Origin of the sequence: Rhodococcus sp. 06-462-5, assembly GCF_002258315.1 — a bacterium.
Lineage (GTDB): Bacteria > Actinomycetota > Actinomycetes > Mycobacteriales > Mycobacteriaceae > Rhodococcoides.
In genome coordinates, this window is sequence record NZ_NOYD01000050.1 from 410,062 (window position 1) to 434,337 (window position 24,276).

A 24,276-nucleotide genomic window follows, 5' to 3' on the forward strand; every position below is an offset into this window, starting at 1 on the left:
ATCGCAACAACCCCACTACGAAGGAGCACCACATGCCCAGCACCACAGTCGCCGTCGGATCCTCGATCGGTCTGCACGCTCGACCCGCAGCACTGATCGCCGACGCCGTCGCCGAAGCCGGCGTGGACGTCACCCTCGCAGTGGCCGACTCGGAGCCCGTCGATGCAGGTTCGGCACTGATGATCATGACGCTCGGCGCCACCAAGGGCACCGAAGTCACGGTCAGCAGCGACGACCAGGCAGCACACGACAAAGTGGTCGCACTCGTCGAAGCAGACTTGGATGCCTAGGTCCAGCTTCTAGCGAGAACGCATCGATCGCCGGACGCTGAATCCCACCGCTCCGGCGATCAGCACCACACCGGCAGCGACGGCCGCTCGGAATGTCCATTCCGAGTCCGTCGCTGTCGGCGTCTGTGCCGGCTGCTCGGGAACGACGGTCGGCGATACCGGCTCCACAGCAGCACGTTCGGGCGTGGACATGTCGAGCGCTACCGCGTCGGGGATCCTCAGGATCGGCGGAAGCGTGGCCTCTGCGGGTCCGAATCCTGCCTCGGATGCGATGAGCAAGGACCCGTCGTCGGCGAAGACCAGTGCCTCACCCTGCGGCTGATCGGGCAGCGGCACCACGGCACGAGACGCTGTCGGATCGACCAACGCCGACGCGATGTCCCCGTCCGACGGGCGGAACAGGTAGGCGTCGGTGTAGGTGCGCACTCCGGCCACGGCACCGTCGGCGCTCACCGCTCCCCCGGTCGCCAGTATCGATCCGACCACGAACGGCGGTCCACCGACCGTGTCCGTCGCGGTGAACGCCAGATTCCCGACCTTCCGCATCGGCGTCGGCCCAGGGCTGGTCAGATCGGCGACGGATTCGTCGCCGGCGGGTACGTACACCCCGCTCACGCCCGAGAGTGCCTTGGTCACGATCACCGGCCTACCACCGGGCTCGATCAATATCGTCTCGGCGTCGTGCGCGCCGTCGGGGTAGGTCAGTCGGTACAGTTCGCCCGAACCCGAGTCCGGGTCCATTCGCGTCAATGCCACTGTCTCGCGGCGCATCTGATTGTCGCCGATGTCCGCCAACCACAGCGAGCCGTCGTACGACGTCAGGTCCTCGACGTCGTACGGGTCGACGGGCACGTCGATCCACCGCGCAACCGCGCAGTCGGCACCGAGCACCGCGACCCGATCATCGGCTCCACTGTCACCGATCGCGTACAGGACCCCGTCGATCGAGGTCAGCCCCGACAACTCGGCGAGGCCAGGATCGGTCGGCCGACAGTACGTTTCGGTCTCGATCGGGGCAGCGAAGGCAGTTCCCGAGAACGCGATCGTCGTGGCGACCACGGCCGCCACCGCTCCGCCCACCACCAGCCGTGGCCCCACCGAGGTCAGACGCTGGGCACGGTCGCCGTGAATTCGACGAGCGCTGCCGCAAGTGACTGCGGCACACGAGCTTCCACGCGTGTGCCCTCTTCCTCGTGGGTGGATTTCACGATCCGGCCATCGGTGTGGATTCGCGCAACCAGATCACCACGCGTGTAGGGCACGAGAACGTCGACCAACACGTCCGGCTCGGAGAGGATCTCGGCCAGGTGATCCCGCAGAGCGTCGATTCCCTCGCCGGTCTTGGCCGACACGAACCGAGCGCCGTCGAGCAATCCACGCAGCTGGGTCAGCTGAACCGGATCGGCAGCGTCGATCTTGTTGACCACCAACAACTCCGGCGGCATCTTCGCATCCTGCTCGCGAACCACCTCGGTGATCACCTCGCGCACGGCCTTGATCTGATCGATCGGAAGAGGATCCGATCCGTCGACCACGTGCAGCAGCAGATCTGCATCGGTGACTTCCTCGAGCGTCGAGCGGAACGCTTCGACCAACTGAGTCGGAAGATGCCGAACGAAGCCGACGGTGTCGGTCATCACGATCTCGCGGCCGTCTTCGAGCGTCGACTTGCGCGTGGTGGGATCGAGGGTGGCGAACAGTGCGTTCTGAACCAACACACCGGATCCGGTGAGCGCATTCAGCAGACTCGATTTGCCTGCGTTCGTGTACCCCACGATCGCGATCGACGGCACCGTACCGCTCAGGCGCTGTTCGCGTTTGGTGTCGCGGGCCTGCTTCATGCCCTTGATCTCGCGGCGCAGCTTGGCCATCCGCTCACGGATGCGTCGACGGTCGGTCTCGATCTTCGTCTCACCCGGTCCGCGCAGACCCACACCACCGTTGCTGCCTGCCCGTCCACCGGCCTGCCGCGACATGGATTCACCCCAGCCGCGAAGCCTGGGCAACATGTATTCCATCTGCGCGAAGGCGACCTGCGCCTTGCCTTCTCGCGAGGTCGCGTGCTGGGCGAAGATGTCGAGGATCAGCGCCGTGCGGTCGATGACCTTGACCTTGACGACCTTCTCCAGCGCATTGAGCTGAGCAGGCGTCAGTTCACCGTCGCAGATCACCGTGTCGGCACCGGTCGCGAGGACGATGTCGCGTACTTCCTTGGCCTTACCGGAGCCGATGTACGTCGCGGCATCGGGCTTGTCGCGTCGCTGCATCAGCGCTTCGAGTACCTCCGAGCCGGCGGTCTCGGCCAGTGCAGCCAGCTCGGTCATGCTGGACTCGGCCTGAGCGGCCGTGCCGGTGGTCCAGACTCCGACCAGCACGACGCGTTCGAGGCGCAGCTGCCGGTACTCGACCTCGGTGACGTCGGTGAGCTCGGTGGACAGTCCGGCCACTCGACGTAGCGCGGTGCGGTCTTCGAGCTGCATGTCGCCGGAGGACGGGGAGTTCTCGTCGTTCAGCGGAGACCGAGCCAGTCGCCTCGACCACGCGTCCGACTCTTCTCGAGTCCAGGCGGATTCGGTTTCGGGAGCACCGTCGAGATCGTCGCGACTGTCGTCGACCGGTTCGCCCGCAGGGGATGTTTCATGTGAGTTCGTCATACGAGCTCCATGATCCACGAAAAGCCCAGCGTATGCACGCGGGTTTCGGTCCGGGCGGATGCCGAGGCCGGTGCGATCGTCAGGACTGAGCCTTCAGCCACCGGTCGTCGATCTCGCCGCGGGCGAGCAGCACCGACGGTCCGCGCAGAGTGGCACCGACGTGATCGATGGCCACGCGCACCCGGCCGCCGGGCACACCAACGCTCACCTCCCCGGTCTCGAGGCCCTCGTAGGACAGCGCGGCAGCGGCTGCCGCCACGGTTCCGGTGCCACACGATCGCGTCTCTCCGACACCACGCTCGAACACTCGCATCTGGACGGCGCCGTCGTCGAGCCTGGTCAGGATCTCGACGTTCGCACCGTGGGGGAAGAACTCGGAATCCAGTGTCGGCGGTTCGGACAGGTCAAGCGCGCCGAGAGATGCGCGCGTCAACGCACCGTCGACACAGGCCAGATGAGGATTGCCGACGTCGATTCCGATGCCCTCGTAGGTTCCGCCCGCGAGGGTCACCGAACTCGAGCCCATCAGCGTGACGTCCCCCATCGCCACGGTGACATCGGCGTCGGTGTCGTCGAACGAGTGAACGGTCACAGCGCGTGCGCCGGCCCGCGAACCCACCACGAACTGGTCGCGTCGTTCGAGATCGTGCACCCGCAAGTAGTGCGCGAACACGCGGACACCGTTGCCGCACATCTCGGCGATGGTGCCGTCGCCGTTGCGGTAGTCCATGAACCAGTCCTCGGGCTCGACACCCGACGGCATGCGATCGAGTACGCCTGCATCTCGGAGCACACCGGCCCGGGCGACGCGCAGAATTCCGTCGGCACCCAGGCCCTGGCGTCGATCGCACAGCACCGAGACCGCCGACCTGGTGAGCTCGAGCTCGGCTGCCGGATCCGGCAGTACGACGAAGTCGTTCTGAGTTCCGTGACCTTTGGCGAATTCCATGGTCGCGAGTCTACGGGGGTTCGGTTACGAGGGGTCGATCGCGGACAGGGCGTCGGACGTCAGCGTGGGCGAGGCACCGTCGAGCCAACGGACGCGTTCGTCGCGGCGAAACCAGGATCGTTGGCGTCGCACGTAGCGTCTGGTTCCGATGAACGTCCGTTCGCGTGCGAACTCGACGTCGTACTCCCCCGCCAACACGTCGAGAGCTTGCGCGTACCCGATCGCCCGCGACGCGGTGACGCCCTCTCGCAGTCCCGAGGCGAGCAGCCCTTCCACCTCGTCGAGCAGTCCGGTCTCGAACATCAGCCGAGTGCGCTCGGCGATCCGCTCGTCCAGTTCTGTCGTGTCGCGGTCGACTCCCAACACCACCGTGCCCCAGCGAGGTGCGCCGATCTTCGGGGCCGATGCCGCGAACGGCTGCCCGGTCAGCTCCACCACCTCGAGCGCCCGGACCATGCGCCTGCCGTCGGTGGGCAGGATCGATGCGGCGGCCTCGGGATCTGCGGCCGTCAACGCGCGATGGATCTCCTCGACACCGTCGCGCTCGAGGACCGATTCCCATTTCGCCCGGACGACGGGGTCGGTGGCCGGGAACGCCCACTCGTCGAGCAACGACTGCACGTACATCATCGATCCGCCGACGATGATCGGCCGTAGACCCCGCGATCGAATGTCCTCGACGTCGGCGACCGCGGCCGCCTGGTACCGCGCGACGGTAGCGATGTCGGTGACCTCGAGCACATCGAGTTGATGGTGTGCAATCCCGCGCCGCTCCGCGACGGGTAGTTTCGCGGTCCCGATGTCCATCCCCCGGTACTGCTGCATCGCGTCGATATTGACGACTTCGCCGCCGAGTTCCTCGGCCAGATCGAGAGCCAGATCGGATTTGCCTGCGGCAGTCGGCCCGATGACCGCGACCGGAGTCGTGGCCGAATCGCTCGCCCCGTCAGTCACGAGACCAGGTCCCCACGAAGTACCCGACCCCGAACGGCGCACCTCGGTAGAGCTCTGTCGACGTCTTCGCATCGGCTCCCGCGAGCGCTGCCAGCACCTGCCACGCCGCTCGGCCGCCGACACCGAGCGACGCGCACAGGTCCGGATCCAGACCAGCCAAGGCTTCGACGTCGGCGCTCGCGAGGGCATCGTCGATCCGGCGCTGGAGCTCCTCGGCGCGCTCGTCGAACGATCCAGGAGCCTTCGGAGTGAGGGTGTTCGCCCCGTCTGCCAGCACCAGAACGCCCCAGCTCTCCGCCGAGGCGTCGAGCTCGCGGCGCAGCTGCTCGCCGAGCTCGGCGCACCACCCGGGGCTCGCATCGGCCGCGATCGTGCGGACCTCGACCGCATCGCCGGGCGCAGCCACTCCTCGCAGCCACCCAGCGATCAGAACGGCCAGCGGCAGGTCCGGGTCTGCCGCAGTCTGCGCTGTGTCACCGGACAGACTCACCACCACGTCGACTCCGAAGCCCCGCATCGTGCCGACCGTGGCCTCGCCGTACGTGGCCGACGTGCGATCGACGCCGAGGACGATCCAGCGGTCGACCATCGACGCCAGGTGCGTCGTCGCGCCGACGGCGGCGGTCCGAAGATCGGCTGTCTCGGCCGCCCCCGCGCCCATCAGTTCGGGGACCAGCAACGGCGGAGAGGGCACCAGGGCCGCGGCACGAAACACGAGCACCACGCTAGTCGGTGGTGCGACTTGGCCCGACGAGTCCACCTCGAGTCGTCTGAGCTGTTTCAATGGTCCGATCGGTCGTCACCTAGTTCAATGGTGTCCAGATCGCGATTGAAGGCAGCCGTGACGCGCGGCAGAGATGAGGAACAATGACCGACCCGAACGCCGGCACCCCCACCACCCCCGAGGCGGCATCCGCGGATGCACCCGCCCAGACCCCCGGTGCCGCCGCGCCCGGTGCGGCGAACCACGGCGGACCCAAGCCCGGAGGTGGACCGAAGCCGGGCGGTGGACCCAAGCCCGGTGGAGGACCCAGGCCGGGTGGCCCGGTTCCCGGTTCTTCTCGTCCCGGCGGTTCGGCCGGAGCCAAACCTCACCCGACCCCCTCCCATGTCCCGACCGCGATCCCGACGGTCGCGCCGGCGAGCGACCCCAGCAAGTTCGGCAGAGTCGACGACGACGGCACCGCGTGGGTGACCACCTCGGACGGCGAGCGGCAGATCGGATCCTGGCAGGCCGGAGATGCAGCGGAAGGACTCGCTCATTTCGGCCGACGCTACGACGATCTGGCCACCGAGGTCGGTCTGCTCGAAGCTCGATTGACCTCCGGTACCGGCGATGCCAAGAAGACCAAGGCCGCCGCGTCCGCGCTGTTGGAGAGCCTGCCGACTGCCGCTGTGATCGGCGACCTCGATCTGCTCGCCAAGCGGCTCGACGCTGTGGTCGAGCATTCGGACGCTGCAGCAGCGGTGGCCAAGCACGAGAAGGAGCTCGAACGCGCCGAACACACCGCTCGTAAGGAAGCTCTCGCCGTAGAAGCCGAGCAGATCGGCAGCGAATCGACCCAGTGGAAGCACGCGGGAGATCGGCTGCGAGAGATCCTCGACGAGTGGAAGACGATCCGCGGAGTCGACCGCAAGATCGACGACGCCCTGTGGAAGCGGTACTCCAAGGCACGAGAGAACTTCAACCGTCGCCGCGGCGCACACTTCGCCGATCTCGATCGTGAGCGCGGTGCGGCCAAGACTCGCAAGGAAGAACTCGTCGAGCGGGCCAAAGCCTTGTCGTCGTCCACGGATTGGGGTCCCACCGCAGCCGCGTTCCGCGATCTGCTGGTGGAGTGGAAAGCATCCGGCCGTGCCCCGCGCGATGCCGACGACGCCCTGTGGAAGAACTTCAAGGCCGCACAGGACGTGTTCTTCGCCGCCCGCAACGCCGCGGCTTCCGAGCGGGATGCCGAGTTCGAGTCCAACGCCGAAGCCAAGGAAGCCCTGCTCGCCAAGACTCACATCGATCCGAGCAAGGACCTCGATGCCGCCCGTTCGGCACTGCGCGACCTGCAGGACAAGTGGGATGCCATCGGCAAGGTTCCGCGCGAGAAGATGGGGGAACTCGAGGGCAAACTGCGGGCGATCGAGAAGTCCGTCCACGACGCGGTGGAGTCGCAGTGGCGTCGTTCCGACCCCGAGGCCGTCGCCCGCGCCGCCCAGTTCCGCGAGCGGGTGGCTCAGTTCGAGGATCAGGCCGCAAAGGCGACCGCAGCAGGCAAGACCAAGGACGCCGAGCGGGCGCTCGCACAGGCGCAGCAGTGGCGCGAGTGGGCAGACGCAGCAGAGAGTGCCGTCGACGAGTTGTGATTGGCCGGCAGGAACCCTGACGGGGGCGGCCGATCGGACCTACGGGGCCGAATGGCCGTCCCACAGTCGCAGCTTCTGTTCTCCCGACGCGGCGGCGATGCGCCGCTGCTCCTGAGCTGCGAGCTGGGCGTTCGTCTTGTTCCACACGGCCTTGAGCCAGTGGAACGTCAAGGCGATGACGGCGATCCAGGCGATGATCAGGCCGATTCCCGGTCCGGCACCCTGCAGGTTGTCCGGCACGGTCTGCCGTGTCCAGATCGAGAGCATTCCGTACACCGAGGACACCGCACACCCTGCGAGGGCGGCCCAGGCCAGCGCCCATATCCGGGTGACGAGCGCAAGCACCGACATCACCACGCCGAACGTCAGCACCAGCACGACGAAGACTCGCGAGGGCAGCGCGATCGATTCGGCGACTGCGGCATCGCTGCCCGTGAGCACGTCGAATCCGCTGGCCGATCCGGTGTGCGGCAACGCGAACGTGACCAACAGGACCAGCACCAGCCCCGCCACGACCATGGCCCGCGCTCCCGGGTCCAGCTCGGTCATCACCGCCCTCTCCGTTCGTCCCAGCTCCTCCGCTGATCGAGAGGGGACGACGCGATCGGGTCCGTCTGTGTCTGTCATGCGGTGCATCCTGTCTCTACCGGTAACGGCGCCGGTGCGCCGATCGAGGGAAGTCCGAGGCCGACGCCGATCGGTGCCGTCTTCGGCATCACTCCACGTTCGTGGGCGTCTCCTGCTGCCGTACGGCGGTGGGTGAGCACGCCGGCATCGGCGATGAGGTGGTAGGGGGCGGCCGCAGTGAGTGTGGTCGTCACGACGTCGCCCGGGCGGATCTCGCTCACGCGATCGGCGTCGACGGCGAAGTGCACGAGTCGGCCGTCCCTGGCTCGCCCGCTCATCCGATGCGTAGCCGCGTTCTTCCGACCTTCACCGGTGGCGACGAGCAGCTCGACCTCGGTGCCGATCAGAGCCTGGTTGGCGGCGAGAACGATCTCCTCCTGCAGCGCGATCAATCGCAGATACCGTTCTTGCACAACCTCTTTGGGGATCTGATCGGGCATCTCGGCGGCTGGCGTTCCCGGCCGCTTCGAGTACTGGAAGGTGTAGGCATTGGCGAACTTCGCGCGCCGCACCACGTCGAGCGTCTGCTCGAAGTCCTCATCGGTCTCACCGGGGAAGCCGACGATGATGTCGGTGGTGATGGCCGCGTGTGGCATGACCGCGCGCACCTTGTCGATGATGCCCAGGAACTTGCTCTGCCGGTAGGACCTGCGCATCGCCTTGAGGATGCGATCCGATCCGGATTGCAGCGGCATGTGCAGGGTGGGACAGATGTTCGGGGTGGACGCCATCGCCTCGATGACGTCGTCGGTGAACTCGGCCGGGTGCGGAGAGGTGAACCGCACTCGCTCGAGACCCTCGATCGAGCCGCATGCGGTCAGCAGCGATGCGAACGCGCCGCGGTCGCGAGGCATGTCCGGATCGGCGAACGAGGCACCGTACGCATTGACGTTCTGGCCGAGCAGCGTCACCTCGAGTACACCCTGATCCACCAAAGCCTGTACCTCGGCGAGGATGTCGCCCGGCCTGCGGTCGATCTCCTTGCCGCGCAGGGCCGGGACGATGCAGAACGTGCAGGTGTTGTTGCAGCCCACCGAGATCGAGACCCAGCCCGCGTATGTCGATTCGCGTTTCGCCGGCAGGGTCGACGGGAAGGCCTCGAGGGATTCGAGAATCTCGACCTGTGCCCGTTCGTTGTGCCGGGCGCGCTCGAGCAACACCGGCAACGACCCGATGTTGTGGGTTCCGAAGACCACGTCGACCCACGGAGCCTTCTCGACGACGGTGCTGCGATCCTTCTGCGCCAAGCAACCACCGACCGCGATCTGCATGTTGGGGTTTCGCGTCTTCGCGGGCCGCAACATGCCGAGGTTGCCGTACAGCTTGTTGTCGGCGTTCTCGCGCACCGCGCAGGTGTTGAAGACGACGAGATCTGCGTCGGTGCCTGCGTCGGCCGGAACGTAGCCCGCTTCCTCGAGCAGCCCGGACAACCGCTCGGAATCGTGGACGTTCATCTGGCATCCGTGCGTACGCACTTCGTAGCTGCGGGGAACCGACGCCGACGGGTCCGTCACCGGGACGGGATCGGTACTCCCGTGATCGGCCACGTCCACGGTCGGAAAAACACTCGTTTGCACCCCTCCAGGGTACGTCCATCGCACCGACCGGCCCGCCGGGGTCGCGGGCTCCACCACAGACTGTGCAGGGCCGATGCGGGGCAACAGTAAAGTTTCCATTACATAATCGAAGATGACGGGCGAAAACACCGGTCGGCGAGGAAACTACGCATAGGGTTTCGACTTATGACGCACGCCACCGACGCGCCGGCATCGACACCCCCGCCGGGCGCGCCCTCGATGATCTCGCTCAAATCCGTCGACAAACATTTCGGTGATCTGCACGTCCTCAAGGACATCAACCTGGAAGTGCCGGCCGGTCAGGTCGTCATCGTCGTCGGCCCCTCCGGCTCGGGCAAGTCGACTCTGTGCCGGACGATCAACCGCTTGGAGCCGATCGATTCCGGTGCCATCGAGGTCGACGGAGATCTACTTCCCGCGGAAGGCAAGGCCCTTGCGGCCCTGCGCGCCGACGTGGGCATGGTGTTCCAGTCGTTCAACCTGTTCGCGCACAAGACGATCCTGCAGAACGTCATGCTCGCGCCCATGAAGGTACGCAAGCAGAAGAAGGACGAGGCCGAGAAGAGCGCCTTGGCTCTGCTCGAACGCGTGGGAATCGCCAACCAGGCCGACAAGTACCCCGCTCAGCTCTCCGGTGGTCAGCAGCAGCGTGTCGCCATCGCGCGATCTCTCGCCATGAACCCCAAGGTGATGTTGTTCGACGAGCCGACCTCGGCCCTCGACCCCGAGATGGTCAACGAGGTACTCGACGTCATGACCTCGCTCGCCAAGGAGGGCATGACGATGCTCGTCGTCACCCACGAGATGGGCTTCGCCCGCAAGGCAGGCGACCGCGTCATCTTCATGGCCGATGGAGCCGTCGTCGAGGACACCGATCCCGAGACCTTCTTCAAGTCGCCCAAGTCCGAGCGTGCCAAGGACTTCCTCGGCAAGATCCTCGGTCACTGACCCGCTTCACCGTTCACCCCGAATACCCGAACCGATCCCTAAGGACATTCACTGTGAGAATCACCCGACCGCTTCGCTTCGGTGTCGCCATCGCCGCTCTGTCCATCGTCGCCACCGCCTGCGGCGGCGGAGAGGAAGCTCGCACCATCTCGAGCAGCGCCGAGTCCGGCAACCTCATCGTCGGCATCAAGTTCGACCAGCCCGGTCTCGGTCTGCGCAATCCCGACGGCACGTTCAGCGGCTTCGACGTCGAGGTGGCCAAGTACGTCGCCGGCAAGCTCGGTGTCGACGAGGCCAACATCGAGTTCAAGGAGTCCCCCTCGGCGCAGCGCGAGACTCTGATCGAGAACGGCGAGGTCGACTACATCGTCGCCACCTACTCCATCACCGACACCCGCAAGGAAAAGGTCGGTTTCGCCGGCCCGTACTTCGTGGCGGGACAGTCGTTGCTCGTTCGTGAGGACAACACCGACATCACCGGTGCCGATTCGCTCAACGACGGCAAGCGACTCTGCTCGGTCACCGGTTCCACCCCGGCCCAGAACATCGCCGACGAGTACCCCGGCGTGCAGCTGCAGCCGTTCGACACGTACTCCGCGTGCGTCGAGGCGCTGCGCAACGGCACCGTCGATGCGGTGACCACCGACGACATCATCCTCGCCGGCTACGCCGCTCAGTCCCCCGGACAGTTCAAGGTGGTCGGTGAGCCGTTCACCACGGAGAACTACGGCATCGGCCTGAACAAGGACGACACCGAAGGACGTAACCAGATCAACGACGCCATCGAGGAGATGGTGTCGAGCGGTGCATGGGAGCAGGCCTTCAACGACACCGTGGGCGCATCGGGCTACCCGCTGCCGACCCCGCCCACCGTCGACCGCTACTGATCGACCCTCTCGTCGTGTTCCGCGAGCGCGTGCGCGCGGAACACGACGGTTGGATCTCGCCGAGCCGTGAGGATCAACAAGCACCGTGAACCTATTGAGCAAGTACGGCGATCAATTGATCGACGCGTTTCTCTCGACCATCTACCTGACGTTGGCATCCCTCGTCGGCGCGCTGGTCATCGGCACGATCATTGCCGCGATGCGGGTGTCTCCCATCCCGATCGCGCGTGGCATCGCCGCGACGTACGTCACCATCTTCCGTAACACCCCGTTGACCCTGATCATCCTGTTCACCTCGTTCGGCCTGTACCAGACCATGGGTGTCTCGCTCGCGTCGGAATCGTCCTCGACCTTCCTCGACGACAACAACTTCCGTCTGGCAATCCTCGGTCTGAGTGTCTACACCGCGTCGTTCGTCGCAGAATCTCTGCGATCGGGAATCAACACGGTCCCCGTCGGTCAGGCCGAGGCCGGCCGCTCACTGGGTATGACGTTCACCCAGAACATCTCCATCGTCGTTCTGCCACAGGCGTTCCGCGCCGTGGTCGGACCGCTCGGCAGTGTCGTGATCGCACTGACGAAGAACACGACGATCGCATCGGTCATCGGCGTCGCCGAGGCGTCGTTCCTGATGAAGAACATGATCGAGAACGAGGCCGCGATCTTCGTGGTCGGCGGCATCTTCGCGCTCGGTTTCATGATCCTGACGCTCCCGACCGGGTTGCTGTTCGGCTACATCAGCAAGCGATTGGCGGTGTCATGATGAGTGATGCAGTAGCAGTTCTCTACGACGTTCCGGGCCCGAAAGCGGTGCTGCGCTACCGGATTCTGACCGGGGTCGTTGCCGTCGTCTCGCTGGGCGTCGCGTTCCTCATCTACCGAGCACTCGACTCCAAGGGTCAGTTGACCGCCGAGAAGTGGGATCCGTTCCTCGAATCGACCACGTGGACCACGTATCTGATCCCCGGAATCCAGGGCACGCTGGTTGCAGCGGCGCTCTCGATCGTGTTCGCACTGATCCTCGGTGCCGTCCTCGGTATCGGCCGCCTCTCGGATCATCGCGCGGTACGGATCGTCAGCGGCGCGATCGTCGAGGTGTTCCGCGCAGTACCCGTACTGATTCTGATGATCTTCCTGTACGCGGTCTACGCCGATTACGAGGTCTTCAAGGTCAAGTACCTGGCGTTGGCGGCCGTGGTCACCGGCCTGACGCTGTACAACGGATCGGTCATCGCCGAAATCGTTCGCGCGGGAGTCAATTCACTGCCCAAGGGGCAGCGGGAAGCTGCGTCCGCGCTGGGAATGCGCAAGAGCCAGGTCATGCTTCTGGTTCTGCTCCCCCAGGCCGTCACCGCCATGCTTCCGGCGATCATTTCGCAGATGGTTGTGGCGTTGAAGGACTCGGCGCTCGGTTACGTCATCGGGTACGTCGAAGTGGTCCGTTCCGGTCAGCAGGTAGGCGCGTTCTACAGCAACTACCTCCCCTCGCTGATCATCGTCGCCGTCATCATGATCATCATCAACTCCGCGTTGACGAAGCTGGCCACCGTGGTCGAACGTCGTTTGCGTTCGCGTAAGCGCAAAGCCGGCGCGACCGACGTGGTTCCCGCTCTCGATGGTGGTCAGGCAGCCTGATCACCATCGCCGGCAACGAGTAGGGCCCGCAACACCGATGGTGTTGCGGGCCTTACTGTTTCTCGACGGCTCCTACTCGAGGTGGACGATCACATCGAGTCTGGGCCGTCGAAGCCTTCGGTGTCGGCACCTGCCCGGTCGAGTTGCTCCTTGACCACCGCGAACGCCATGCCCTGCGAGTAGCCACGGCGCGCGAGCATGCCGACCAATTTTCGGACAACCTTGTCACGCTCGGCGCGGGCATCCGGCCCACTCGAGTCCGGCATTTGCAGTGTGCGAAATCGCTTGCGTACCAGCTCGGCTGCGCGCTGACGTTCGTCGTCGGCATCGATCGTATCCAGTGCGTGCAGAGCGAGTTCGTTACTGACTCCCTTGTTGCGGAGCTCCATACTCAGTGCGCGTTTACCCTTGCCCGAGTACTTGTGCCGGGATTGAACCCATTGCTGCGCGAAGGACTCGTCGTCGACAAGCTTTGCCTTTTCGAGCCGGTCGAGGACGGCGTTCGCGATGTCGGCAGTGAAGCCCTTCTTCGCAAGATTTGCTTCGAGTTCGTGCCTGCTACGCGCTCGATCGGTCAGCAACCGAAGGCAGACATCTTTCGCCTGCGCCTCGGTGCCGCCACCCTCGTCTCGCTGCTGCACAGCGACAACAGGTTAGAAGTCCACCGGAGCGGCCGCAGGCTCCTCCGCGGTGACGTCCGCGCCGATCTGCAGCTTCTCCATGATCTTCTTCTCGATCTCGTCCCGCACGTCGGGGTTCTCGAGCATGAACTTGCGGGCGTTCTCCTTGCCCTGACCGAGCTGGTCACCCTCGTAGGTGAACCACGAACCCGACTTGCGGATGAAGCCGTGCTCGACGCCCATGTCGATCAACGAGCCCTCGCGGCTGATGCCCTTGCCGTAGATGATGTCGAACTCGGCCTGCTTGAACGGCGGCGCAACCTTGTTCTTGACCACCTTTACCCGGGTGCGGTTACCGATGGCGTCGGTTCCGTCCTTCAGGGTCTCGATGCGGCGGATGTCGAGGCGAACCGAGGCATAGAACTTCAATGCCTTACCACCGGTGGTGGTTTCGGGAGAGCCGAACATGACGCCGATCTTCTCGCGCAGCTGGTTGATGAAGATGACGGTGGTACCGGAGTTGCTCATGGCACCGGTGATCTTGCGCAGCGCCTGGCTCATCAGGCGGGCCTGCAGACCGACGTGACTGTCGCCCATCTCGCCCTCGATCTCGGCGCGCGGTACCAGTGCCGCCACCGAGTCGATCACGAGGATGTCGAGAGCGCCCGAACGGATCAGCATGTCGGCGATCTCGAGAGCCTGCTCACCGGTATCGGGCTGCGACACGAGCAATGCATCGGTGTCGACACCGAGCTTCTTCGCGTAGTCCGGATCCAGAGCGTGCTCGGCGTCGATGAAGGCGGCGATGCCGCCGGCCCGCTGAGCACTGGCCACCGCGTGAAGGGCGACGGTGGTCTTACCCGAGGATTCCGGACCGTAGACCTCGATGACACGTCCACGCGGCAACCCTCCGATGCCGAGTGCCACATCGAGCGCGATCGATCCCGTGGGGATGACGGCGATGGGCTGGCGGACCTCGTCACCGAGGCGCATCACCGAACCCTTGCCGAAGTTCTTGTCGATCTGCGCGAGTGCGAGATCGAGTGCTTTGTCGCGATCGTATGCAGCCATCGTGAGCTCCCTGTGTCGTGTCGTTCAGCTGTGTCGTGTCGATCAGCTTTGTCGTCGGTAACGCTAGATCGGGGTACCGACAAGAAGTTTCTCGAAACCGCCCGGCAACCGTTGACACAAGCATAGGGGAACACGTGTTCGAGTCAACTATCGCAGCGATCGACACGCCGAGAGGATCGTCAGGAACCGGACAGCTACCAGCGTTCTCTCGGCACGTCGAACTCGTAACAGATCGATCGCCACACTTCCCGCGGATCGACGCCGTCCTCGATGGCCTGCGCTCCGGTTCGACCGATACCGGACAGCACATGATCGGTCAGCAGCGAATCGCCGCGAACGGAGCCGAACTCCTCGGTGAGCAGTTCACGAAATTCGGTCAGACGCACAACGACAACCCTAACGTCCGCGCCGTGGAGTGCTGCGGGCGAGCACCCGATGACAGACGACCACCGGATCCTCGACGGACCGCGCCCCGTCTGCCGCCGTCGCCGCCGACCGGGCGAAGCGGGGATCGGACAGTACGGTGGCCACCGCGTCGGCGATCGAGGTCGGTGTCGGGGGTCGTACGATGACGGCACTTCCCTGCCGTGCGGCGCGATTCGCCAGCTCCCACTGATCGCCACCGCCGGGGACGGTCACCACCGGAACGCCGTGAATGAGTGACTTGGCCAGCATTCCGTGCCCACCGCCGCACACCACCACATCGGCATGTCGCAGCAGTTCGTCCTGACGGCCGAGACCGGCGTTCGCCCAGTTCGGGAGTACGTCGGGAACTCCGTCGAGAACGGACGCCACCACCCGAACTCCCTTGCCGTCCAATCCTTTCAGCGCCATCTCGAGCATTCCCTCCGCCCCGGTGAACGCTGTCGACGGCGCGACCATCACAAGCGGTGCAGAGCCGTCGGGAAGATCGAGCAGGTCGTCCGTCGGTTCCCACAGCAGCGGGCCGACCACGTGTGCGTCGTGCGGCCAGTCGGGACGGTGCACCTCGAGCGCAGGAATGGTGGCGACGAGCCGAGCAGCCGGGCCCGGATCCTCGGCAGGCAGCCCGATGCTCGTCCGTGCGTCGGACCGCTGAGCTCGCCCCTGCGCGATCGAGCGTGCCGTCAACGCGCGCATCACGGTATCGCGCAGCCTGCCGCGAACACCGGTACCCGGAGCCAAGCCACTTCCGATGGGAGGCAACCCTTTCGAGGGCGAATACAGTGGATGGGGCGAGAGCTCCACCCAGGTGATACCGAGCCGCTCCGCGGCCATGCCGCCGCCTGCGGTCAGGATGTCGGATACGACGAGATCGACGTTCTCCCGCTCGAGGTCGGGCAGCAACTCGGTCGAGACGAACGCCGCCCGTGAGTGGATGCGTTGTCCGGCATCGAGATCGTCGTCCTCCGGTCGCGGTGCCAGACCACCCAACGGAAACGCCCGCAGCCCCGCGGCATGCGCGGCGGGCACCCACCGGCTACCGGTGAAGAGGATCGGTTCGTCGCCGGCCGCACGGAAGAGCAGAGACAGCGCGATTGCCGGAAAGGCATGCCCCGGATCGGGCCCGGCCACCACTGCTACTCGCACGAACCCAGCGTGCCACACTCGAGCCGTACCGCTCGACGTGTGCCGAGATCAGGCAATCGGTCCGGATCGCGATCGACGTAGCCTCGTTCACGCGCTCTCGGGCCGCAGGTAACTGTCCACTGCGTACGCCATCTGGCGCGTCACCTCGGTACCGGAGACGCGCTCGGAGACCATCTCCGCGGACTGCACCGCGGACTGCACCATCAGTAGCACCAGCGTGGCCAGAGTGGTGGGGTCCCCTGCACGAATCGAGGAATCACGTTGTCCGGCAACGACCAGAGAAGACAGCGCGTCGATGATCAACGACTGACTGGTGCCGAGTCGGTGCAGAATGTAGGTGGCCAGCACATCGGAATCGGAACGCAGGATCTTCACGAACAGCGGATGGAGTCGAATGCGGTCGGCCACTTCGCCCACAGCGGTCACGATCTGATCGCGAGCCGACGCGGTGGCGTCGAAATTCGGAATCAGGGCACCGATCTCACGAGTGAGCAGGCTCGACACCACTGCTCGCGTGTCGGCCCATCTCCGGTACACCGTGGGCCTGCTGACCTTGGCGCGACGCGCGATCTCGGCCAGGGTCGTGCGCTTGACTCCGTGTTCGAGGATGCAGGACCGGGCCGCGTCGAGAACGGTGTCCTCGACCGACTTCTCGGGAGCATCGGTTCGGGCGGGCGACTGCGGGGGCTCGGACGAGACAGGACTCGACACCGGCTGCTCGATCACGTGCCACCCTTCGCAATTCGGACAAAAGGACTGTATTTCCAGCGATAACAGTCACTTTCGTTACAGTACCTCACGGTTACACGCAGATTCGGCCCGAAAGTCACCGGTAACGCGCACGCACAATGTATGCCGGCGGCATCCGGCGATGAATCGTCTCGGTCACCACCACGGCAATCGTCGACCCTGGCAAGCTGATCGATGTGATCGACGAATCGTTGCGACCATGACCCGATCGGTGACGGTGTTGACCAATCCGATGGCAGGCGGTGGGCGCGCGGGGCACGCCGGACGGTGCGCCGTTGCGCGACTGCGGGAGCGGGAGCTTCACGTCACGGCCATCGAAGGCCGCACGCCCGGAGATGCGTTGACATTGCTCGAGAAGGCCGTCGGCAGCGGTACGGACGCCGTTGTCGCCGTCGGCGGCGACGGGCTCGTCAATCTCGTCGTTCAAGTGCTCGCCGGCACCGATGTTCCGATGGGCCTGATCCCGGCAGGCACCGGCAACGATCTGGCCCGGACGCTGGGCCTGCCCCGCGGCGATGCTACGCATGCAGCCGACATCGTTGCCGACAATGTCACGCGCGCAATCGATCTCGGACGGATTGGCGGGCGATGGTTCGCCACCGTCCTGTCCAGTGGTTTCGACTCACTGGTCACCGAGAGGGCCAAGCGACTGCGCTGGCCGCGCGGACCTCTTCGGTACAACGCGGCCATGGTGCTACAGCTGGCGTCACTGCGAAAGCTCCCGTACGTCATCGAACTGGACGACGCCGAACTTTCTCTCGATGCCACCTTGGTCGCGGTCGGAAACGGCAGAAGCTATGGAGGCGGCATGGTCGTGTGCCCTGCCGCGCGGGTGGACGACGGCCTGCTCGATATCACCGTCGTTCGCGGGGCGAGTCGGACTCGACTGCTCGGGCTGTCGCCGACTCTCTATCGGGGAACACACATCGACTTGCCCGAGGTCGACACCTACACCTCGACGCAGGTCACGTTGCGGTGCGACGGAATCGTTTCCTATGCGGACGGGGAACGTGTCGCGGAACTACCTGTCACTGCGCGTTGCGTACCGCGGGCGCTTCGGGTGTTCGTCGATCCGGGTTCTGCATCTCTCGGGTGACCGGACCGCCGCGTCAGAACTTCAGCGACGAGCGATCGTCGTTCGAGGAGATCGCTTTGTAGAGCCACACCAGTCCCAACACGATCGCGCCTGCCACCACCAGCCAGAAGAGACCCTTGATGATGCTGCCCAGAAGCGCGAGCGCAATCCAGATCAGAACGATGAATCCCAGTACTTTCCAGAACATGAGTGCTCCTACCGTGTCGCCGCGCACCGTGTCGTATCGCGTACTTCGATACTGGCACCCGAGCGCGACGAACACATCGGGGTGAACCCTGAATTGTCTCAGCGGTGCCGCGACCGGATCTGGTCGATTTCGGTGAGCGCCTCGGCCCAGCCCTGCAGTCGATCCGTCGCCGACAGCAGCTCGTGTCGGTGCGATTCGACGACCGTCGTCGACGCCGATCCGGCAGGTCCGGTCATCCGCGCGGCCGCGGCGACGAGCTGCTCGTATTGATCGACCCCGGTAGCGAGTTCGGCCGACGCCGAAGCTATTGCGCTGCGCAGGTGTTCGCGGGTCACCGCACTCGCAGCCCCCGCACGTTCCAGAGCGGCGATGTCGACGGCGACTCCTTCGAGACCGCGGGCCGCATCGGAGGTCACCCCGATCATCTCCTCGACGTCGTCGGCACCGATCGTCTCGGACCTCGCCAGGATCCCCAGCAGCTCGAACAAACTCTGCTCGGCACCGGCCAGTCGGGACATCGATTCGTACGCGGCAGATCCGCGCTGCGGCGACACGCGCTTGGTGGGCAGGCCCACGGGGACCGGTTGGGCTCGAAGACGCCGCAACCGCGTCACCGCGAATGCCGCCGGAACGGCCATGAGGGCAGCGCTACCGCCGCCCACGAACAGAGTCCACTCCGGTGCCGACAGCACGGCCATCCCCGCAGTTCCCACCGCTGTCGTCGTGGACGCGGCTCCGAACCTGATTCCACGTCGCCTGGCGCGGCGAATCTTCTTCAGGTGCTTGACGCGGGGGTCTTTCCGACGGCCGGCGGCATCGAGGATCGAGGTACCGACACTACGAGCGGACTCAGCCAGAGACCTGACCACTGCACCGGACTCGGAGGCCGCTGCGGTCACGGATTCCCGATCGAGCGAAACGGCCGGCCGCTTACGCGACCGGCCGGATTCGTGATCTCTTCTACCCATGTCGACGCTGCTGTCGGACGACCGAGGTGTTCGTCAGGTCGATCTACGCCTGAGCCGGAGGCTCGGGCGTAGCGTCCGGGGACTTGGCGATCGAGGGCTTCGCCGCGGCATTGCCGGACGGCAGCGAGTCGCCTGCCATCGATGCGCGGATCTGCTCGAGGCGGCTGTGGCCCGCCATCTGCACGGATGCCTGCTGGACCTCCATCATGCGACCGGAGACCGTGTTCTGAGCCAGCTCAGCCGATCCCAGGGCATCTGCATAGCGACGTTCGATCTTGTCGCGAACAGCGTCGAGGCTCGGGGTGTTGCCGGGCGCGGACAGGGTGCTGTCCATCGACCGAAGCGATTCGCTGACCTTCTCCTGCATCTTCGCCTGCTCGAGCTGGCTGAGCAGCTTGGTGCGTTCTGCGACCTTCGACTGCAGAGCCATGGCGTTCTGCTCGACGGCCTTCTTGGCCTGGGTGGCCGCCTGCAGCGACTGGTCGTGCAGAACCTTGAGGTCCTCGACGCTCTGCTCGGCGGTCACCAGCTGGGCGGCGAACGCCTCGGCTGCGTTCGTGTACTGCGTGGCCTTCTCGATGTCGCCTGCGGTGGCGGCCTGATCGGCCAGCGTCACCGCTTGCCGGGCGTTCGCGTTGAGCTTCTCGACCTCGTCCAGCTGGCGGCTGAGCTTCATCTCGAGCTGGCGCTGGTTACCGATGACGGACGCGGCCTGCTGGGACAGTGCCTGATGCTGCCGCTGCGCGTCCTCGATCGCCTGCTGAATCTGAACTTTGGGGTCGGCCTTCTCGTCGATCTTGGAATTGAAGAGCGCCATCATGTACTTCCAGGCTTTGACGAAAGGATTAGCCATGGGGTGGTCCTGCCTCCATCTGTTGCGCCGCGGTGGCCGCGTACGGGTCGGCTGCTCTCGCAGTGACCGAAATGAACCTGTCCGTGCTGTGAAAGTCGGGTGCGTGGTCTGGGTCAGGAGTGGAAACTGGGTACTTTTCCGATCTTAGGCGGCGGCGAGAGCTCTGGCAGCAGGTGCCGGAATCACGACGCGAGTATCGCCGTCGATACGGGTGGCGACCGCCGCATCGTCGAGCCGCGCGGCGGCGGTGGAGGCGTCGGACAGTGTCACACTGACATCGCTCATGACGTCCGAGAGCGGGACGGCGAGGGCGTCGCAGATCGCGGCGAGGAGTTCGCTCGACGCCTCCTTGCGACCGCGCTCCACCTCGGAGAGGTATCCGAGGCTGACGCGTGCGGTGTTCGAGACTTCACGCAGGGTTCGGCTCTGTGCGACGCGAGTACGCCGCAAACTGTCGCCGAGTGCTTCACGCAATAGCAGCGCCATCTCGCTCCTCCTCGTTGGTGTTCGTGCCGACGACTGTGCCGTCGAGACGACAACGTTCATATCTCGTTCGTCCGGAGCCGTCATGATGTTCAACGTCCCAGCCGGTCCGATTGGTTCCCGACCCTATATGCCCGTTCACTCCAACACGCGCCGAAGCTGCTCCGACACGGCTGCCAAGACTGTATCTCGCCGTATCGATCTCCTGCTCGCCCGCGCGCGGCACGGCCGCTGTGTAGTTCACATCGGAACGATTCACGTCGGATCGATTCACGTGGAGGACACGCCTCGGCGCAGGCGAACGGCCTGCACCACGTAGTCCAGGCCGGTGTACACGGTGAGCAGCACCGCCAGCGCCATCAAGGCAACCGCGACCGGGTCGACGACACTCGGCAGCGGGCACAGGTACACCCCTATCGCGAACGTCTGCACCAGAGTCTTCACCTTGCCGCCGCGGCCTGCGGGGATGACGCCGTGGCGAATGACGGCGAACCGCACGGCGGTGATGCCGATTTCCCGCACCCCGATGATCACCGTCACCCACCACGACAGGTCGCCCAACATCGACAGTCCGACGAGCGCGGCACCGATCAGTGCCTTGTCCGCGATGGGGTCGGCCATCTTCCCGAAATCGGTGACGAGACCGTACTTGCGGGCCAACTGGCCGTCGATCCGGTCGGTGATGGCAGCAGCAGCGAAGATCGCGGTTGCCGCCAGCCGCCAGGTCGTGTCCTGGCCGTCGCCGACGAACAGCGCTGCGAGAAAGACCGGGACCAGTGCGATCCGGAGCACCGTGAGGACGTTCGCGATATTGAGCAAGGGCACTTCGTCCGGACCGCCGGTGACAGCGTTGCTGTGGGGCAGCCCCGACGTGCGCGCAGAATCTCCTGTGTCGGAGGCGCGGTCGCCGGGAATCTCGCCACTGGAAGGAACGCCGTGATCGGGCGCAACGGGCCCACTCATCGGCACACCGGCGAGCCGTCGACGACGTATCGGTCGGCGTGTCGGCATTTTCGCAGCACCGATCCGCCGATACGGGGACACAGCTCACGAAGCGACACACGAAAAGTTTATCGGTTGAAGTACTGACTACTGTTCACCCCATGACTTCTGGGCCGAATCGGGCGAGTCGCGACATCGCAGACCCCGAATCCGACGTGCATTCCGACATCGCGGGCCGTGGCTCCGCGAACGACGGCACCCTCGTCGTGCGTCGTGCCAGGACCTCCGACATTCCCGAGATCAAGCGGTTGATCGACATCTACGCAGGACGCATCCTGCTCGAGAAGAACCTCGTCACCCTCTACGAGGCGGTGCAGGAGTTCTGGATCGCCGAGCGTGATGGCGAGATCATCGGCTGCGGTGCGTTGCACGTGCTGTGGGCCGATCTGGGCGAGGTTCGCACGGTCGCCGTCGATCCCGCAGCGAAGGGGCACGGTGCAGGCCACCTGATCGTCGCCAAACTGATCGAGGTAGCTCGTGAGCTGGCACTGCAGAAGGTGTTCGTGCTGACCTTCGAGGTGGATTTCTTCACCCGACACGGGTTCGCCGAAATCGACGGAACCCCGGTGACGGCCGAGGTCTACGCGGAGATGTGCCGGTCGTACGACACCGGCGTGGCGGAATTCCTGGACCTGAGCTACGTCAAACCGAACACTCTGGGCAACACGCGGATGCTGCTCTCACTCTGACAGAATTCCGATATCACTCCCTCGAATCCGGAAGAGAGCTCCATGCCCCTGATCGCCGTCAGCTACACCTACTCCCCCGCCACCACGGACGGACGCGACACCCACCGCGCGGCACATCGCGCCTGGTTGGCCGACCTGCTCGAGCAGAAGACCCTGGTGTCGAGCGGACCGTACGCCGACGGCAGCGGCGCGCTGCTGCTGGTGGAAGGCCCGGACGCCGCCACCGTCGAAACGCTGTTCGCGCAGGACCCGTTCGCGGTGGAGAACCTGATCGAGACGGCGACGTTCCACGAATGGACACCCGTCATGGGCACCTTCACGTCCTGATCGGCCCGCTCACCCGGTTCGCGTGAATGGACCATTGCACCGCCGAGACGGCTGCAATGGTCCATTCGCCCGGCTCGGGAGGCCCCGGGAGCCGTCAGAACTCGTCCGACGCAGGCTGCTCGTCCGGGTCGCCGCCCTTGATCGACCACAGCAGACCGTCGAGCTCGTCCGGTTTGACGAGCACCTCGCGGGCCTTCGATCCCTCGCTCGGGCCGACGACTCCGCGGTTCTCCATCAGGTCCATCAGTCGCCCGGCCTTGGCGAAGCCGACTCGAAGCTTGCGTTGCAGCATCGACGTCGAACCGAACTGACTCGTCACGACCAGCTCGACCGCCTGCAGCAGCACGTCGAGGTCGTCGCCGATGTCGGGATCGACGTCCTTCTTGTCCGAGACCTTCGCGGCGGTGACGGTGTCGTTGTACTCGGGCTCGGCCTGGTTCTTGGCGAAGTCGACGACGGCAGCGATCTCCTCATCGGTGATGAACGCACCCTGCAGACGCGTCGGCTTGCCCGCACCCATCGGTAGGAAGAGCGCATCGCCCATACCGATGAGCTTCTCGGCACCGGGCTGGTCCAGAATGACGCGGGAGTCGGTCAGCGACGAGGTCGCGAAGGCCAGACGCGACGGTACGTTCGTCTTGATCAGACCGGTGACGACGTCGACCGACGGACGCTGCGTGGCGAGCACCAGGTGGATACCGGCCGCACGCGCCTTCTGCGTGATCCGCACGATCGCTTCCTCGACGTCGCGGGGAGCGGTCATCATCAGGTCTGCCAGCTCGTCGACGATCGCGAGGATGTACGGGTAGGGCCGATAGACGCGTTCGCTGCCCAGAGGTGCGGTGATCTCGCCGGAACGCACCTTCTTGTTGAAGTCGTCGATGTGGCGGACCTTGTTGATCTGCATGTCCTGGTAGCGCTGCTCCATCTCTTCGACGAGCCAGGCCAGTGCCGCGGCAGCCTTCTTGGGCTGCGTGATGATCGGGGTGATGAGGTGCGGAATGCCCTCGTAGGGCGTCAGCTCCACCATCTTCGGGTCGATGAGGATCATCCGAACCTCGTCCGGCGTCGCTCGCGCGAGCAGCGAGACGAGCATCGAGTTCACGAAGCTCGACTTACCGGAACCGGTGGAGCCGGCCACCAGCAGGTGAGGCATCTTCGCGAGGTTGGCGCTGACGAAGTCGCCCTCGATGTCCTTGCCCAGTCCGATCACCAACGGATGGTGATCCTTGCGCGTCGACGGCGCAGTGAGCACATCCGCCAGGCGGACCATCTCACGGTCCGAGTTGGGTACCTCGATACCGACCGCGGACTTGCCCGGGATCGGCGCGAGCAGGCGCACGTTGTCGGTGGCGACGGCGTAGGCGATGTTGCGTGCGAGTGCGGTGATCTTCTCGACCTTGACGCCCGGGCCCAGCTCCACCTCGTAGCGGGTGACCGTGGGCCCGCGGGTGAAACCGGTGACCGCAGCATCGATCTTGAACTGTTCGAGTACCTCCGAGATCGCCTCGATCATGGCGTCGTTGGCCTGGCTGCGGGTCTTGGGCGGATCCCCGTCGATCAGCAGCGACAACGACGGAAGCGTGTAGTCCCCGTCGACGACGCGATCGACGACGATCTTGTCGTCCTCGGCAGGCTGCTTCGGTTCGGCTGCCTTGACGATCGGCTTGGGCTTGGGCCGCGGGGGCGCGACCGGCTCGGGGGCCTGCTCCACCGGTTCCGGTAAGTCGAGCTTCGTGAACTCGATGCTCGTCTCGCTGCTCGCGCGAGCGACGCCGGACCTCG

At 65.3% G+C, this 24,276-nt stretch carries 27 protein-coding genes and 1 pseudogene; 10 read left to right on the plus strand and 18 right to left on the minus strand.

What is annotated here, in order from left to right; all coding sequences use genetic code 11:
• Positions 1-32: 32 nt before the first annotated feature.
• A complete protein-coding gene (locus tag CH251_RS23555) occupies positions 33-290 on the plus strand; it encodes an HPr family phosphocarrier protein (protein ID WP_032397893.1) in 258 nt (85 codons plus the stop codon).
• A 9-nt stretch (positions 291-299) separates the two neighbouring features.
• On the opposite strand, the gene CH251_RS23560 is transcribed toward CH251_RS23555, so the two are convergent.
• From CH251_RS23560 to CH251_RS23580, 5 genes are all read right to left on the minus strand, one after another.
• Positions 300-1,388: a hypothetical protein gene (locus CH251_RS23560; protein ID WP_094615286.1), complete on the minus strand. Its 1,089-nt coding sequence runs from the start codon at positions 1,386-1,388 to the stop codon at positions 300-302.
• 5 nt (positions 1,389-1,393) lie between these two features.
• Positions 1,394-2,944: a GTPase HflX gene (gene hflX / locus CH251_RS23565; protein ID WP_094615287.1), complete on the minus strand. Its 1,551-nt coding sequence runs from the start codon at positions 2,942-2,944 to the stop codon at positions 1,394-1,396.
• Between the two features lie 79 nt (positions 2,945-3,023).
• Positions 3,024-3,893 (minus strand): diaminopimelate epimerase, encoded by an 870-nt coding sequence (gene dapF, locus CH251_RS23570; RefSeq protein ID WP_094615288.1) that lies wholly within the window; start codon positions 3,891-3,893, stop codon positions 3,024-3,026.
• A gap of 24 nt (positions 3,894-3,917) precedes the next feature.
• Positions 3,918-4,847 carry a tRNA (adenosine(37)-N6)-dimethylallyltransferase MiaA gene (gene miaA, locus CH251_RS23575; protein WP_094615289.1) on the minus strand — a complete coding sequence of 310 codons (930 nt, stop codon included), beginning with the start codon at positions 4,845-4,847 and terminating at the stop codon, positions 3,918-3,920.
• The gene (locus CH251_RS23580) at positions 4,840-5,562 is read right to left on the minus strand and encodes a class III extradiol dioxygenase subunit B-like domain-containing protein (protein WP_179273367.1); all 723 of its coding nucleotides are present in this window, start codon (positions 5,560-5,562) and stop codon (positions 4,840-4,842) included. Before CH251_RS23580 ends, miaA begins: the two co-directional genes overlap by 8 nt.
• A gap of 152 nt (positions 5,563-5,714) precedes the next feature.
• Here CH251_RS23580 and CH251_RS23585 point away from each other — a divergent pair, with 152 nt between their 5' ends.
• Complete coding sequence (locus CH251_RS23585) at positions 5,715-7,202, plus strand: DUF349 domain-containing protein (protein WP_094615290.1); 1,488 nt, start codon at positions 5,715-5,717, stop codon at positions 7,200-7,202.
• 39 nt (positions 7,203-7,241) lie between these two features.
• Here the strand turns inward: CH251_RS23585 and CH251_RS23590 are convergent, their stop codons facing one another.
• Both CH251_RS23590 and miaB read right to left on the minus strand, forming a co-directional pair.
• The gene (locus CH251_RS23590) at positions 7,242-7,829 is read right to left on the minus strand and encodes a hypothetical protein (RefSeq protein WP_237669423.1); all 588 of its coding nucleotides are present in this window, start codon (positions 7,827-7,829) and stop codon (positions 7,242-7,244) included.
• Positions 7,826-9,343 carry a tRNA (N6-isopentenyl adenosine(37)-C2)-methylthiotransferase MiaB gene (gene miaB / locus CH251_RS23595; protein ID WP_094615361.1) on the minus strand — a complete coding sequence of 506 codons (1,518 nt, stop codon included), beginning with the start codon at positions 9,341-9,343 and terminating at the stop codon, positions 7,826-7,828. Before miaB ends, CH251_RS23590 begins: the two co-directional genes overlap by 4 nt.
• 282 nt (positions 9,344-9,625) lie before the next feature.
• Between miaB and CH251_RS23600 the strand changes: the two genes are divergently transcribed.
• From CH251_RS23600 to CH251_RS23615, 4 genes are all read left to right on the plus strand, one after another.
• Positions 9,626-10,354 (plus strand): amino acid ABC transporter ATP-binding protein, encoded by a 729-nt coding sequence (locus CH251_RS23600; RefSeq protein WP_170944851.1) that lies wholly within the window; start codon positions 9,626-9,628, stop codon positions 10,352-10,354.
• A 53-nt stretch (positions 10,355-10,407) separates the two neighbouring features.
• The gene (locus CH251_RS23605; protein WP_045195442.1) at positions 10,408-11,241 is read left to right on the plus strand and encodes a glutamate ABC transporter substrate-binding protein; all 834 of its coding nucleotides are present in this window, start codon (positions 10,408-10,410) and stop codon (positions 11,239-11,241) included.
• Between the two features lie 85 nt (positions 11,242-11,326).
• Positions 11,327-12,004: an amino acid ABC transporter permease gene (locus CH251_RS23610; protein WP_032377154.1), complete on the plus strand. Its 678-nt coding sequence runs from the start codon at positions 11,327-11,329 to the stop codon at positions 12,002-12,004.
• Complete coding sequence (locus CH251_RS23615) at positions 12,004-12,876, plus strand: amino acid ABC transporter permease (protein ID WP_032397888.1); 873 nt, start codon at positions 12,004-12,006, stop codon at positions 12,874-12,876. Before CH251_RS23610 ends, CH251_RS23615 begins: the two co-directional genes overlap by 1 nt.
• Positions 12,877-12,965: 89 nt before the next feature.
• Here the strand turns inward: CH251_RS23615 and CH251_RS23620 are convergent, their stop codons facing one another.
• The 5 genes from CH251_RS23620 to CH251_RS23640 form a co-directional block, all read right to left on the minus strand.
• Positions 12,966-13,517, minus strand: coding sequence for a regulatory protein RecX (locus tag CH251_RS23620; protein ID WP_094615292.1), 552 nt, complete (start codon positions 13,515-13,517; stop codon positions 12,966-12,968).
• A 12-nt stretch (positions 13,518-13,529) separates the two neighbouring features.
• Positions 13,530-14,567, minus strand: coding sequence for a recombinase RecA (recA, locus tag CH251_RS23625; RefSeq protein ID WP_008716921.1), 1,038 nt, complete (start codon positions 14,565-14,567; stop codon positions 13,530-13,532).
• 194 nt (positions 14,568-14,761) lie between these two features.
• Positions 14,762-14,953: a DUF3046 domain-containing protein gene (locus CH251_RS23630; RefSeq protein ID WP_032397886.1), complete on the minus strand. Its 192-nt coding sequence runs from the start codon at positions 14,951-14,953 to the stop codon at positions 14,762-14,764.
• Between the two features lie 10 nt (positions 14,954-14,963).
• A complete protein-coding gene (locus tag CH251_RS23635; protein WP_143537809.1) occupies positions 14,964-16,136 on the minus strand; it encodes a glycosyltransferase in 1,173 nt (390 codons plus the stop codon).
• A gap of 87 nt (positions 16,137-16,223) precedes the next feature.
• Entirely contained in the window at positions 16,224-16,862 is a 639-nt protein-coding gene (locus CH251_RS23640) for a TetR/AcrR family transcriptional regulator (protein WP_256979258.1), read from the minus strand.
• 223 nt (positions 16,863-17,085) lie between these two features.
• On the opposite strand from CH251_RS23640, the gene CH251_RS23645 reads away from it, so the two are divergent.
• Positions 17,086-17,982 carry a diacylglycerol kinase gene (locus tag CH251_RS23645; RefSeq protein ID WP_094615293.1) on the plus strand — a complete coding sequence of 299 codons (897 nt, stop codon included), beginning with the start codon at positions 17,086-17,088 and terminating at the stop codon, positions 17,980-17,982.
• A gap of 13 nt (positions 17,983-17,995) precedes the next feature.
• Here CH251_RS23645 and CH251_RS27625 read toward each other — a convergent pair whose 3' ends face one another.
• The 5 genes from CH251_RS27625 to pgsA form a co-directional block, all read right to left on the minus strand.
• Complete coding sequence (locus CH251_RS27625) at positions 17,996-18,169, minus strand: hypothetical protein (RefSeq protein WP_179273368.1); 174 nt, start codon at positions 18,167-18,169, stop codon at positions 17,996-17,998.
• Between the two features lie 98 nt (positions 18,170-18,267).
• Positions 18,268-19,137, minus strand: coding sequence for a hypothetical protein (locus CH251_RS23655; RefSeq protein ID WP_256979259.1), 870 nt, complete (start codon positions 19,135-19,137; stop codon positions 18,268-18,270).
• Positions 19,138-19,180: 43 nt separating this feature from the next.
• Positions 19,181-19,990 carry a PspA/IM30 family protein gene (locus tag CH251_RS23660; protein ID WP_094615295.1) on the minus strand — a complete coding sequence of 270 codons (810 nt, stop codon included), beginning with the start codon at positions 19,988-19,990 and terminating at the stop codon, positions 19,181-19,183.
• 144 nt (positions 19,991-20,134) lie between these two features.
• Entirely contained in the window at positions 20,135-20,476 is a 342-nt protein-coding gene (locus CH251_RS23665; protein ID WP_094615365.1) for a helix-turn-helix domain-containing protein, read from the minus strand.
• A 267-nt stretch (positions 20,477-20,743) separates the two neighbouring features.
• Complete coding sequence (pgsA, locus tag CH251_RS23670; RefSeq protein WP_256979260.1) at positions 20,744-21,436, minus strand: CDP-diacylglycerol--glycerol-3-phosphate 3-phosphatidyltransferase; 693 nt, start codon at positions 21,434-21,436, stop codon at positions 20,744-20,746.
• Between the two features lie 140 nt (positions 21,437-21,576).
• Between pgsA and CH251_RS23675 the strand changes: the two genes are divergently transcribed.
• Both CH251_RS23675 and CH251_RS23680 read left to right on the plus strand, forming a co-directional pair.
• Positions 21,577-22,164, plus strand: coding sequence for an amino-acid N-acetyltransferase (locus CH251_RS23675; RefSeq protein WP_256979261.1), 588 nt, complete (start codon positions 21,577-21,579; stop codon positions 22,162-22,164).
• A gap of 42 nt (positions 22,165-22,206) precedes the next feature.
• Complete coding sequence (locus tag CH251_RS23680) at positions 22,207-22,491, plus strand: YciI family protein (protein ID WP_094615296.1); 285 nt, start codon at positions 22,207-22,209, stop codon at positions 22,489-22,491.
• Between the two features lie 94 nt (positions 22,492-22,585).
• Here CH251_RS23680 and CH251_RS23685 read toward each other — a convergent pair.
• Positions 22,586-24,241 (minus strand): annotated as a pseudogene (locus CH251_RS23685) (DNA translocase FtsK); the annotation flags it as partial.
• Here CH251_RS23685 and CH251_RS28315 point away from each other — a divergent pair.
• Positions 24,228-24,276: hypothetical protein (locus CH251_RS28315; RefSeq protein WP_373454988.1), on the plus strand; the 49-nt coding region annotated here is incomplete at its 3' end. The pseudogene CH251_RS23685 and the gene CH251_RS28315 sit on opposite strands and share 14 nt — an antisense overlap.

Coding starts and splice junctions, on each gene's coding strand:
- CH251_RS23555 (WP_032397893.1), top strand. CDS start 33: ATGCCCAGCACCACAGTCGCCGTCGGATCCTCGATCGGTCTGCACGCT.
- hflX (WP_094615287.1), bottom strand. CDS start 2,944: ATGACGAACTCACATGAAACATCCCCTGCGGGCGAACCGGTCGACGAC.
- dapF (WP_094615288.1), bottom strand. CDS start 3,893: ATGGAATTCGCCAAAGGTCACGGAACTCAGAACGACTTCGTCGTACTG.
- CH251_RS23585 (WP_094615290.1), top strand. CDS start 5,715: ATGACCGACCCGAACGCCGGCACCCCCACCACCCCCGAGGCGGCATCC.
- CH251_RS23590 (WP_237669423.1), bottom strand. CDS start 7,829: ATGACAGACACAGACGGACCCGATCGCGTCGTCCCCTCTCGATCAGCG.
- CH251_RS23600 (WP_170944851.1), top strand. CDS start 9,626: ATGATCTCGCTCAAATCCGTCGACAAACATTTCGGTGATCTGCACGTC.
- CH251_RS23615 (WP_032397888.1), top strand. CDS start 12,004: ATGAGTGATGCAGTAGCAGTTCTCTACGACGTTCCGGGCCCGAAAGCG.
- recA (WP_008716921.1), bottom strand. CDS start 14,567: ATGGCTGCATACGATCGCGACAAAGCACTCGATCTCGCACTCGCGCAG.
- CH251_RS23645 (WP_094615293.1), top strand. CDS start 17,086: ATGACCCGATCGGTGACGGTGTTGACCAATCCGATGGCAGGCGGTGGG.
- CH251_RS27625 (WP_179273368.1), bottom strand. CDS start 18,169: ATGTTCTGGAAAGTACTGGGATTCATCGTTCTGATCTGGATTGCGCTC.
- CH251_RS23655 (WP_256979259.1), bottom strand. CDS start 19,137: ATGGGTAGAAGAGATCACGAATCCGGCCGGTCGCGTAAGCGGCCGGCC.
- CH251_RS23660 (WP_094615295.1), bottom strand. CDS start 19,990: ATGGCTAATCCTTTCGTCAAAGCCTGGAAGTACATGATGGCGCTCTTC.
- CH251_RS23665 (WP_094615365.1), bottom strand. CDS start 20,476: ATGGCGCTGCTATTGCGTGAAGCACTCGGCGACAGTTTGCGGCGTACT.
- pgsA (WP_256979260.1), bottom strand. CDS start 21,436: ATGAGTGGGCCCGTTGCGCCCGATCACGGCGTTCCTTCCAGTGGCGAG.
- CH251_RS23675 (WP_256979261.1), top strand. CDS start 21,577: ATGACTTCTGGGCCGAATCGGGCGAGTCGCGACATCGCAGACCCCGAA.
- CH251_RS23680 (WP_094615296.1), top strand. CDS start 22,207: ATGCCCCTGATCGCCGTCAGCTACACCTACTCCCCCGCCACCACGGAC.